Below are 12,155 nucleotides of genomic sequence, written 5' to 3' on the forward strand. Positions count from 1 at the left end.
GAAGGATAAGCTAACAACATATAATGGAAAAGAAATAAGTTATAAATATAATGATAGTGGAATAAGAACAGAAAAAACAGTAAATGGAGTAACAATAAACAGAGTTCTTAGCTTTAGGGGAGCAAAGCGAGACTAAAGGTTAGAAATCGTTATCCAGGGACGTAGCAGCCGTATATTCACAAAGTGAATATTACGGATGGTAGTCATCGGGCAAAATATTATCTATCAGGAGATGCAGTAACACTTGAAGAAAATGGAATACATAAGATATACTATACATATGCTGGTTCCGGCGATTTAATATCTATGAATCTAAATGGAAAAGAGTACTTCTATATCAGAAATGTACAAAATGATGTAATAGGACTACATGATACAGAAGGAAAAGTAGTAGTAAGTTATAGTTATGATACATGGGGAAATATAGTATCAATAACAGGAAGTTTAAAGGATAGTGTAGGTAAAAAGAACCCATATAGATACAGAGGATATAGATATGATGAAGAAACTGGAATGTATTATCTGCAAAGTAGATATTATAATGCAGAGTGGGGAAGGTTTATAAATGAAGATTGTTACATAGGTGAAATGAATGAGATTTTATCTTGTAATATGTTTGCATATTGTAGTAATAATCCAGTAAATGCAGAGGATACAGATGGGGAATTTTTAGCAGCTTTAAGATATGCAAAAACGTTATTTAAAGTTGCAAGGGTAGCGACCAAGGTGTTAGCTGTTATGAGTACACCAGCAGCAGTAGTTGTAACTGCAGTAGTGTTAGTAACTGTTGTTAGTGTGTATGCATATACAAGATACAAAGCTAATAACGTTGCACAAGCAAAAAATAAACCTAAAAATAAACCTAAAGTAAATAATAAAAGTGATAATCAAATTTCGAATGATGAAGTTTCGGCAAATCCATCATCAAGACCTAAAAATTATACACCACCGGGGGCAGGAAGACATGGTGCCTTTAGAGAAGCTAAAAGGAAAAGTGGTATACCAGTTACACAGACACCAGTAACAACACCCGCAGTTGATAAAAGAGGAAAACCGATACAAGGCAGAGACTATGATTTTGGTAATGGAAAAGTAATAAGAGATCATTCAGGAGGGCATACATTTAAAGATGATCCAACACAAAATAGAGGACCTCATATTAATGATGTAAATGGAAATCATTATGATTATACTGTAAGAGGAGATTAAAGGGGTAGATTCATGAAAACTTATTTAGAATTATGTGAAAACTTATGTGATTATTTGTATTTAGATGATAATAAAGCATTTAAATATGTTGATAAGAGGAAATTGAACTTAGCTGTAGCTAGTATTAATGGTGATAAAATTTTTAGTATAAGTGAAAAAAGACAATTTATTAAGATGTGTAGTATGGAAATAATAAAGTTACTCTTATTACCTAAGTTAAAAGGATACAGATTATATTTGTTAGCCAATATTAATGTTTATGATGTGAATTCTAAGATTTCTGATTATAAAAAGGTTTGGAAAATTGTACAGAATCATATAGATATCAGCAATTTTGTGCTTGGATCAGAAATTAAATTTACCTTAGAAACAGGTGTTAATTGGTTTAGTATTGCAGAAGTAAATTTGTATCAGATTGATCAGGTATTAAATTTAGTAAGTGATGATGCAAAGAATTTTATGCTTATCGCTAGTAAAAATGAAAATATGCTTACATGCGATTCGATAAAAGAGATTTTTTATTATTCTTTTGTTGAATATAATAAAAAGAATATGAGTATAGATTATTTTAATTTATCAACTAAGTTATGTAAAAAGGGTGATGTTATATTTAGATGGGGAAGTGATTCCGAATCAGTAGAATTAGATTTAATATTTGACAATAACCATTTAAGGTGTAAAGAACTTGGTGAATATTTGGAAATATGATTATTGATATATAGAAAGTGAATAAATAAATTTAAGAGCATGTTGTAATCGGTGGTTTTGCAACATGCTTTTGTATTCGTAAAAATAAATCATAATATCTGTAAGCGTCAAAAATTAAGTACCTAGATACTAAAATCTCCAATTGATAAAATTATGAGAATGATATAGCAAAATATGCAATTAAGAAAATTGTACCATCAAACCTTTTTGACGCAAAAATAAGTTTCTATATTAATCCAACATGACATTTTGTAATTGGTGGTCCTCAAGGCAATTCAGGATTAACAGACAGAAAAATAATAGTAGATTCTTATGGAGGTGCTGAAGAACATAGATGAGGTGCTTTTTCCGGGAAAGATTCTACGAAAGTAGATAGCTCTGGAAACTATGCTACTAAATAGGTTTCAAAAAATTTAGTAGCTGCCGGTGTCGCAGAGAAAATTGAAATATGAATAGCTTATACAATTGGTATATCGAAATCTGTGTCTATCAAAATTGATGCTTTTGGCACTGGAAGGCTTTCTAAGGAATTTGTAATCGTCAAAAAAATTATTAAACAACAAAACTTTACAAGTAATATAAATTATAAACTAAAAATTATGATGCAGATTTAGAATGAAGCTCTGAAAATACTTATACTAGGAAAATGGCATATAGAGCTATTTTAGAAGTTTATAAAAATAAAACAAAATCCATAATAAACCTTGTTATATCAGGGAACTTATATAAACAACACCAGGACATTTATTTAGACTTTCTCAAGGTGTATGGCGCCTTGCTTCTGAACTTAAAGTTGGAGATACAGTAATAACATCAAATGGTACTGAAGCAACAGTAGAATCAACGGAAGAAATAACTTATGATGAAATAGGAAACCCATTAACTTATGATGGATATAAATATACATGGGAAATGGGAAGACAATTAAAGTCAATAGAAGGCAATAATAAAACAATAAGTTACAAGTATAATGATAGTGGAATAAGAACAGAAAAAACAGTAAATGGAGTAACAACAAAATATTATCTATCAGGAGATACAGTAACACTTGAAGATAATGGAACAGATAAGATATACTATACATATGATGCCGACGGCGATTTAATATCTATGAATCTAAATGGAAAAGAGTACTTCTACATAAGAAATGTACAAAATGATGTAATAGGATTGCATGATAGTACAGGAACAGTAGTAGTAAACTATAGTTATGATACATGGGGAAATATAGTATCAATAACAGGAAGTTTAAAGGATAGTGTAGGTAAAAAGAACCCATATAGATACAGAGGATATAGATATGATGAAGAAACTGGAATGTATTATCTGCAAAGTAGATATTATAATGCAGAGTGGGGAAGGTTTGTAAATTGTGATAACATAGGCGGAAAAATAGGTGAACTAGGAACTCACAATGCATTTAAATATTGTTTCAATAATCCAGTAAATATGAGTGATGAAAGTGGTCAATGCCCGAAGTGGATGAAAAAGGCAGCAAAGGTTGTAGCAAAAGTTGCTGTTACAGCGGCAGTAGTAACTGCAATAGTAGTGGCAGCACCGGTAGTAGCATGTGCAGTAGGAACAGGGGTAGCTCTTGCGATAGGTGCATCAGCAGCAACAGCGACAGCCATAGCAGCAGTAACAGCGGCAGCTTGTTATGTAACAGCCGCAGCAGTAGGTGCATTTGGGATAAATCGAGCATATCAGGCTGCGACGGGTAAAAATGTAATTAAGAATACAGTTTTTAGAGGAAATCAGAAAGCATATAATAGGGCAGAAGGAATAGTAAATTCAGTTGGAGGATTAATTATAGCAGGAAGTACAGTAGTAGGACCTGGATCAGTATGCTTTGTAGCGGGAACGATGATATCTACGGAAAAAGGAAATGTTCCAATAGAAAAAATTAAAGTAGGAGATTTAGTATACTCAGAAAATCCTGAAACAGGAGAAAAGGGATTAAAGAGAGTAGTTCAAACCTTTGAGAATGAAACAGATGAATTAGTACATATAAAAGTAAATGGAGAAGAAATAGTAACAACACCAGAGCATCCATTTTATGTACCAAGACAAGGGTGGACAGAAGCTATAAAACTAAGAGCTGGAGATATTCTTGTATTAGTAAATGGAAAAGAAGTAGTTGTTGAAAAGGTACAACATGAAATATTAGAAACACCAATAAAGGTATATAATTTTGAAGTCGAAGATTATCATACATATTATGTTTCTAATAGTGGTGTATTGGTACATAACAAGTGTACAAATCCATATGGGAAAAAGGGTGGACCAGCACATCAAGCTAAGATAGCAGAAATGGAAAAGAAGTTATCTCAAAGAGGATATAATTTAATTAAAGAGGAAGTAAGAATAGATATAAGTAATGGCTATAAAAGTAGGAGATATGCAGATTTTGCAGTATCTAAGAATAATAAAACAATATATGTTCAAGTAGGAAAACAAACGAAATCTGGAATGCCAGTAGCAAGAGAAAGAAGAGCAATAAGTGATATAGAAAGTGAAGGGAATACAGTGTGGTTTTTCGCTTATAATTAAAAGGAGTAGATAAAATGGGAAGACAAATATGTTTTTATATAGTACAAGAAGATTTTGATGAATTATTAAAAGTAATTTGTAAAAACGGAGGCAGAATTATCTATGAAGATGGAAGTATAGTTGATGAAAAGGTATTAGGAAATATAATGGATGAAAACTTTAGGAATAGAAATTATAAATATGATACCTTTTATATTAAGTTAGATGCATCAAGATTATTTTTTGATTATGCAGAAAAAATAAAAAGAAAGTATATTGAACATTGGCAATCAGATATAATTCATTTTAGTTTTAATATGAAAGATTTAAAAAATGGAGGTGAAATATATTCGAGGTTATATTTAAACAATAATTATTATAATGAAAATGAAGAGTTAGTATATAAATTAAAAGACTTAGATACATTTTATAATAGGGTAAAAAGATACATAACTAAAAATTATATTATATCAGAGGATAAAGGTTATTATATTGGACCACATTGTTATGAATTATATTTAGAAGGTAAGTATATACCATGCAATGGAAGGTATAGACCGGTTTTTAGAAAAAAAGATTAGTATTTTAGAGTTAAATTCATCAAGAGGAAGTCAGAAAGCAAATAGTTTTCTGACTTTTGTTTTTAATGGTGAAAATAAAAAGATAGATATCCGCAATGAGGGGAGGGGATGAAATGGGGTCATGGGGACCAAAGTTATATCAAGATGATATAGCACAAGATGTTAGAGATACATACAAAGATAGATTAAGAAGAGGGAAGACAACAAAAGAGATAACAGAAGAATTAATAGACGAATATAGTGGAGAAATTGAGGATATAGATGATGGTCCAATTTTCTGGTTTGCATTAGCAGATATACAATGGGATTATGGCAGATTATTACCAGAGGTAAAAGAAAATGCGATTAAGTGGATAGAAGATGGTAGTGATATTAGAAGATGGGAAGAAGAAGGGACAGCTAAGGAGATAAAAATAAGAAAAGAAGTATTGGAAAAACTGAAGAATAAGTTAGAATCTCCAATGCCAGAAGAAAAGAAGGTATCACAGTATAGATTATACAAATGTCAATGGAAAATAGGTGATGTGTATGCATATAAAATGAATAGCGAATATGCAAGAGAAAAGGGGCTTTATGGTAGATATATTCTTTTTCAAAAAGTAGGAGAAGGGGATTGGTGGCCAGGACATGTTGTACCTATTGTTAAAGTAAAAGTTACTGATGATGAACATCTTCCTACAGAAGAGGAATTTTATAATTTGCAGTATATTAAAATAAGTTTTGAAGGAAAGAGTATTTATAATGGTGAGAAACTATTTAATTATAGGTTAAAACTTTTAAATACTTCAAAAAGAATAATACCTAAAGATTTGAAGTATCTTGGTAATTATCATGAATGTCCTTCTATAAATAATGAATATATCATAACACAGGAGGTAAGTTATCCTTCTTCTGAATGGAGAGATATAGAAAAATATATAATAGATGATTATACATATGCATGGTAGTTAAAAGGATAAAAATGTAAAAAACATAAAGAAGATAGAAGGCGAAAGTTTTCTATATAATTTTGTATGTAAAAAATACAGTATAGAGCTAAATTTTAGATGATAAGCTTTTGTAAATGGATAAAATCTACATTTATAGATACAATATACATATGAGTTGGATTGAATGACATGGCGGAATCAGGGACATATATTATATCGTTTTGGAACGGTAGGCCATATATGAGTTCATTACACACAGTTGCAGTTGATTATAATGGTATTTCATATGCTACGTATAATTTAAAAGGCTGGGGTAATATTAGTTATGCTGAACCATCAGAATATGCGAATAATTATATTTGTGGGTATTATTTAGGGGGATAAAAATTATGAAGAGATTTTATAAATTAGCGTGTTGCTATATTATATTTTGTTTGATTTTCTTCTGTGCTCTAGTTTTATATGGTGTGTGTATAAATTGGTATAAAGGAAATCGTCCTTGTGATCAACCAAGTACAGAATGGGTTTCAGAAGATGGTAGTATTAAGATTCATGTTGATGAAAATCAACAGGCTACTGGGTCTATGAATATTAAAGGTACAGAAATTCCATTTATATTTGAAAATGGACCTGGAGAGAGAGTTTGGATTTATTCAATTGAAGCAAAAGGTAGACTAGGCTTATATCCTGAGGAAGAATATGAAACATGGATGGGGAATTTTAATCGAGAAGATAAATTCACAGTAACTGTTGAAAAAACTACTTATTTTGAAGTAGGGCAAAAGATAACATTTTATAGAGTAGATGATGAAGATGATTCATCGAAATAATTAATAGTTAGCAACAGTAACGACTATAAGTTATATTTAGTATATAAATACACACATTATAATAGAAAATATAGATCGGTTAAAAAAAAGAAAGATTAACATGAATATAACATAAATTTTAACTAGATTTAACAATTAAACCTTACTATTAACTTAGTAAGGTTTAAAGTCTGTTTCAGTATAAATAACCCTATTGAACAATTTGAAAGACTGTTGCATAATCATTTAATTTTACACTTTAGTACCTTACCTTATATAAATTCACAATAATACAAAACTTTAGATTAATGATAAGAATAAATTATATTATTATCATTTAAGGAAATCCATAATAATTCCTTATAATAATTATGATGCAGCAGCTTCTTTATAATTAATTTGACAACATATTTTTTTTAAGTCTTGGAATCTTTAAGATTTCAGGGCTTTTTTTAGCAATTGTAAAACTTTTAGATACCTCTACGTTTTCTATTAAATTTGAAAAGAGAGATAGTAATAAAAATTAATAATAATATAGTCAGAGCGTAATATATTGATGTGTTTTCAGTGGAAGAATCAATTCTAACATCGTTAATAACTGCTGTAGTTGATATATTTGTTAAGTTCGCATTTTTAGATGGTGATGAAATGAAATTAACATTTTGAACAAATTCATTTTTAGGATTTTTATATGAGTAACTAGCTACAAAGTTTTTATCATTATATACAAATAATGAATTAGATTCAGTAGGTATATCAGATATAGGTTCAATATTTGAATCATTGATTTTAAAAATTTTATTATCGATAATTGTATAAATAAAATTATCTTCACCTAGGATTAATGGAGCTAACTTATTTGAGTAATTTTTAGATATATTAATAGAATCTACTTTTTTAAATTGATAATCTATCAATTGAAATTTATCCATTTTATTTTTTGATGAGAGTATATATAGTGAATTATTTTGAATAAGTACAGAATTATCTTTTTTAAACTTTGTATAATCTAATGGAATATCAAATTCTTCTTTATTAAGATTAGAATCTAGTTTTAATATTTTTGTATAATTGTTATCATCATAACTTATCCATACTGAACCATTGTTGTTTGATGGTATAAGAGAAAAATCATCAGGTATTATTACATAATTACCTTTATTTGTAGCAATTCCTTTTACTTTTTCATCATCTAACTTACCGGAGAAAGAAAATAAAAAGGTATTATTATCAAAGCAATCTAAAATTTTTGAAATATTTGCAGAGATTTTGGAGTGATTATAGGCATTTTCATATACAAATTTTTGTATAAATGGTGTTGATATATTTTCTTCTCTATTTAAGCTATTATCTGAAGGGTTGAATCTCCAGATTTCCTTTTCTAATGAAAAAAGTATATTTCCATCAAATATACCTAAATAATTAGATGTATTTGAAAAATGCAATGTATTTATAGGAGTAAAATTGCCATTATCCATGATGCATAATGAATTTTTAAATTGTAAGTTATTTACTAAAAAATAACTTTTATCTTCGTATTGAAATAGAAATTTTTCATTTTCTTTAAAAGTGTATTTTTTATATGTAGTGGCACCTTGTACGCTAAGAGGTAAAAGTAGCACTATAAAAAATAACGATAATGTTTTAATTAAATATTTCATAATATCACCTTCTATTTGTAAAATATTACCATAAATATATCTTACTCTTATTTACAAAAAATGTAAATGATTTTTCTTAAAACTGTTTATATAAAGAAAAAGCAAAGTATGTTAAAATTCATACAGGAGGTGATTTTAGTGATGAAAGATTTTGTGCATCTCCATCTTCATACAGAATATTCTTTATTAGATGGATCTGGTAAAGTTAAGAAAGTAATAGAGAAGGCAAAAGAATTGGGGATGAAGTCTGTTGCTATAACTGATCATGGTGCTATGTATGGTTGTGTAGAATTTTACAAAGCAGCACAAGAAGCCGGCGTAAAAGCAATAATAGGATGCGAGATATATTTAGCAGGTAAAGATCATAGAATAAAATCTTTAGAAGGTGGAAATGATACTTATCATTTAGTTTTATTAGTAAAAAACGAAACAGGGTATAATAACCTTATGAAGATTGTAACAGAGGCATCTTTAAATGGATTTTATTATAAGCCTAGGGTAGATGTAGAGTATTTAAAAGCTCATAGTGAGGGATTAGTAGCCCTATCTGCATGTTTAGGGGGAACGGTAGCTAAGCATTTGTTAAGAGATGAGAAAGAAAAGGCAAAACAATGGGCTATAACACTTAGAGATATTTTTGGAGAAGATTTTTATCTAGAAGTTCAAAATCATGGTATGGAAGAACAGATAAAAGTAAATAGTGAAATTGTATCTTTAGCAAGAGAGTTAAATATAGAGTTAGTGGCTACTAATGATGTTCACTATATAGAAAAAGAAGATTATAAAGCACATGACGTTCTTATTTGTATTCAAACAGGAAAAACTGTAGATGATGAAAATAGAATGACATATAAAGAAGGAGAATTTTATATTCGTTCAAGAGAAGAGATGGAAGAATTATTTCCAGATCTTGAAGAAGCTTTAGATAACACTGTTAAAATAGCAGAAAAATGTGATTTTCATTATGAATTTCATCATTCTAAGTTACCAAACTTTCCACTACCAGAAGGAACAGATCATTATGAGTATTTAGTTCAGCAATGTTATAAAGGTCTAGCTGAAAGATATGATGTTATAACAGATGAAATAAAAGAAAGAATGGATTATGAGCTTAATATTATCAAGACAATGGGGTATGTAGATTACTTTTTAATTGTTTGGGATTTTATAAAGTACGCCATTGATAATAATATAATGACTGGTCCAGGGAGAGGTTCTGCAGCTGGATCTATTGTCGCTTATACATTAGGAATAACAAAAATTGATCCAATAAAGTATGGTCTTATTTTTGAAAGATTCTTAAATCCTGAGAGAGTAAGTATGCCCGACGTGGATTCTGATTTTTGCTATGAGAGAAGACAAGAAGTTATAGATTATGTTGTGGATAAGTATGGTAAGGAATGTGTTTCGCAGATTATAACCTTCGGAACTATGGCACCAAGAGCTTGTATAAGAGATGTAGGAAGGGCAATGAGTTATTCTTATGCAGAAGTTGATGCTATAGCTAAGATGATTCCTACTATGCTTGGAATAACAATAGATAAAGCATTAGAAATTAATCCAGAGCTTAAAAAAGCTTATGAAAGTGATGAGAGAGTAAAAAATCTTATTGATATAGCAAAAAAATTAGAAGGGTTACCTAGACATACATCTACTCATGCTGCAGGTGTTGTTATAGCATCAAAGCCATTGGTAGAATATGTTCCCCTTACAAAAAATGAAGAAGCTATAGTAAGTCAATTTACTATGGGTACATTAGAAGAACTTGGACTTCTAAAAATGGATTTCTTAGGCCTTAGAACATTAACAGTTATAAGAGATACTTTAGAGTTCGTGAAAAATAACAAAGGAATAGATATAAATCTAGATGAAATAGATTTAGACGACCATAGAGTTTATGGAATGATAGGTGAAGGGAAGACTGTGGGAGTTTTCCAATTAGAATCTCCAGGAATGACAAACTTTATGAAAGAATTAAAACCGGATTCTTTGGAAGATATTATAGCGGGGATTTCTCTTTATAGACCAGGTCCTATGGCAGAGATACCTACCTATATAGAAAGTAAAAAGAATTCAAATAGAATACAGTATATAACTAAAGAATTGGAGCCAATTCTTAACGTGACGTATGGAGTAATGGTTTACCAAGAACAGGTAATGGAAATAGTTAGAAAACTTGCCGGATATTCCATGGGACGTTCTGACATGGTTAGAAGAGCCATGTCAAAAAAGAAACATAAAGTTATGGAAGAGGAAAGAAAAAATTTCATTTATGGAATTGTAGATGAAAATGGAGAAATTGAGGTTCCAGGATGTATAAGAAATGGAATTAGTGAAGAAGCAGCAAATAAAATATTTGATCAAATGATGGATTTTGCCTCTTATGCATTTAACAAGAGCCACGCAGCAGCATATGCGTTAGTAGGATATTATACAGCGTATCTTATGTATTACCATCCAACAGAATATATAGCAGCAATGCTAAACTCTGTTATGGGTAATAACGAAAAAGTTGCTTTCTATATAAGATTTGCTAAAGAACAAGGTATTGAAGTTTTACCACCAGATATAAATGAATCTTTTTGGAAGTTTACAGCAAAAGAGAACACAATAAGATTTGGATTAGGTGCAATAAAAAATGTTGGTTCTAATGTTATTTCTTCTATTGTAAGAACAAGAGAAGAAAAAGGGGACTTTACTGATTTTGGAGATTTTATAAATAAAATTGATACATCAGAAATTAATAAAAGAGCAGTAGAAAGCTTAATAAAAGCCGGTGCTTTTGATTCATTTATGATATTTAGATCTAGATTATTAGCAGTATATGAAAAATTATTAGATGGTGCTTCTAATGATAGAAAAAGAAATATAGCAGGTCAGATGAATTTATTTACCGATTTTGAAGAAAGCTATAAATCTCTTGAGATTTCATATCCTAATATAAAAGAATTTGAGAAAAAATATATTTTAGCGATGGAAAAAGAAATGACAGGAATTTATATTTCTGGTCATCCACTTGATGACTACGTTGATACTTTAGAAGAAATGACTGATACAACAACTATAGATATTGTTGGATCTGTAGAACTTGAAGGAGAAACAGTAGATGGTGGAAATTATATTAAAGATGGAGATAGAGTAAAAATAGGTGGAATAATATCATCAGTAACTAAAAAGTTTACTAAAAATAATGATATTATGGCATTTATTAACGTACAAGATTTATATGGTGAAGTTGAAGTTATAGTTTTTCCAAAAACAATGGAAAAGAATGCTATGTATATAAAAGAAGATGCATTGGTATTAATAAGAGGAAGAATAACAAAAAGAGAAGATGAAGCCCCTAAAGTTATTTGTGAAAATATAGAGCCACTTATTAAAGTAGAAGACGAAAAAGTTTATATAAGAGTTGCTAATAGAAGAGCGGCGACAGAAGCTAAAAATATATTAAGATATATGAATGAATTTATGAAGGGTGGTTGTCCTACTTTGATATTTATTGAAGAAGATCGAAAGGCATATAAAATGCCAAGTGATTTATGGGTAAATTCAAAGCTAGATACAATGGAATTTTTGAAATCCTCTTTTGGAGAAGAAAATGTAAAAATAAAATAAGATATAGGTAAGAATGATGAGAGGGCTGTCGCAATATCAAATAAAAATTTGTATGCGAGAGCCTTTCTCAGTGCACAGTTCAAAGTGATGGTTGAAATTCTTGCAGAATTTCTT

The 12,155-nt window shown here is 29.6% G+C and carries 10 protein-coding genes; 9 read left to right on the top strand and 1 reads right to left on the bottom strand.

Features of this window, described 5'->3' with window-relative positions:
• The first annotated feature begins 183 nt into the window (after positions 1-183).
• The 8 genes from CM240_RS17830 (at position 184) to CM240_RS02790 (ending at position 6,786) form a co-directional block, all read left to right on the top strand.
• Positions 184-1,209: an RHS repeat-associated core domain-containing protein gene (locus CM240_RS17830; protein ID WP_051483654.1), complete on the top strand. Its 1,026-nt coding sequence runs from the start codon at positions 184-186 to the stop codon at positions 1,207-1,209.
• Positions 1,210-1,221: 12 nt separating this feature from the next.
• Positions 1,222-1,917: a hypothetical protein gene (locus CM240_RS02765; RefSeq protein WP_044036256.1), complete on the top strand. Its 696-nt coding sequence runs from the start codon at positions 1,222-1,224 to the stop codon at positions 1,915-1,917.
• Between the two features lie 254 nt (positions 1,918-2,171).
• A complete protein-coding gene (locus CM240_RS18205; RefSeq protein WP_084485462.1) occupies positions 2,172-2,255 on the top strand; it encodes a methionine adenosyltransferase domain-containing protein in 84 nt (27 codons plus the stop codon).
• A 529-nt stretch (positions 2,256-2,784) separates the two neighbouring features.
• A complete protein-coding gene (locus tag CM240_RS17425; RefSeq protein ID WP_479723193.1) occupies positions 2,785-4,467 on the top strand; it encodes a polymorphic toxin-type HINT domain-containing protein in 1,683 nt (560 codons plus the stop codon).
• A 14-nt stretch (positions 4,468-4,481) separates the two neighbouring features.
• The gene (locus tag CM240_RS02775; RefSeq protein WP_044036257.1) at positions 4,482-5,027 is read left to right on the top strand and encodes a hypothetical protein; all 546 of its coding nucleotides are present in this window, start codon (positions 4,482-4,484) and stop codon (positions 5,025-5,027) included.
• Between the two features lie 113 nt (positions 5,028-5,140).
• Complete coding sequence (locus CM240_RS02780; RefSeq protein WP_044036258.1) at positions 5,141-5,974, top strand: cytochrome c-type biogenesis protein; 834 nt, start codon at positions 5,141-5,143, stop codon at positions 5,972-5,974.
• Between the two features lie 222 nt (positions 5,975-6,196).
• On the top strand, positions 6,197-6,340 hold the full coding sequence (locus CM240_RS02785) for a hypothetical protein (RefSeq protein ID WP_162148682.1): 144 nt from the start codon (positions 6,197-6,199) through the stop codon (positions 6,338-6,340).
• Positions 6,341-6,345: 5 nt separating this feature from the next.
• On the top strand, positions 6,346-6,786 hold the full coding sequence (locus CM240_RS02790) for a hypothetical protein (protein ID WP_044036260.1): 441 nt from the start codon (positions 6,346-6,348) through the stop codon (positions 6,784-6,786).
• A gap of 449 nt (positions 6,787-7,235) precedes the next feature.
• Here the strand turns inward: CM240_RS02790 and CM240_RS02795 are convergent, their stop codons facing one another.
• On the bottom strand, positions 7,236-8,426 hold the full coding sequence (locus CM240_RS02795) for a hypothetical protein (RefSeq protein WP_044036261.1): 1,191 nt from the start codon (positions 8,424-8,426) through the stop codon (positions 7,236-7,238).
• A gap of 141 nt (positions 8,427-8,567) precedes the next feature.
• On the opposite strand from CM240_RS02795, the gene CM240_RS02800 reads away from it, so the two are divergent.
• Positions 8,568-12,041 carry a DNA polymerase III subunit alpha gene (locus CM240_RS02800; protein ID WP_044039685.1) on the top strand — a complete coding sequence of 1,158 codons (3,474 nt, stop codon included), beginning with the start codon at positions 8,568-8,570 and terminating at the stop codon, positions 12,039-12,041.
• Positions 12,042-12,155 lie beyond the last annotated feature (114 nt).

Source organism: Clostridium bornimense (genome assembly GCF_000577895.1).
Lineage (GTDB): Bacteria > Bacillota > Clostridia > Clostridiales > Clostridiaceae > Clostridium_AN > Clostridium_AN bornimense.

Coding starts and splice junctions, on each gene's coding strand:
- CM240_RS02775 (WP_044036257.1), top strand. CDS start 4,482: ATGGGAAGACAAATATGTTTTTATATAGTACAAGAAGATTTTGATGAA.
- CM240_RS02765 (WP_044036256.1), top strand. CDS start 1,222: ATGAAAACTTATTTAGAATTATGTGAAAACTTATGTGATTATTTGTAT.
- CM240_RS02790 (WP_044036260.1), top strand. CDS start 6,346: ATGAAGAGATTTTATAAATTAGCGTGTTGCTATATTATATTTTGTTTG.
- CM240_RS02785 (WP_162148682.1), top strand. CDS start 6,197: ATGAGTTCATTACACACAGTTGCAGTTGATTATAATGGTATTTCATAT.
- CM240_RS02795 (WP_044036261.1), bottom strand. CDS start 8,426: ATGAAATATTTAATTAAAACATTATCGTTATTTTTTATAGTGCTACTT.
- CM240_RS02780 (WP_044036258.1), top strand. CDS start 5,141: ATGGGGTCATGGGGACCAAAGTTATATCAAGATGATATAGCACAAGAT.
- CM240_RS02800 (WP_044039685.1), top strand. CDS start 8,568: ATGAAAGATTTTGTGCATCTCCATCTTCATACAGAATATTCTTTATTA.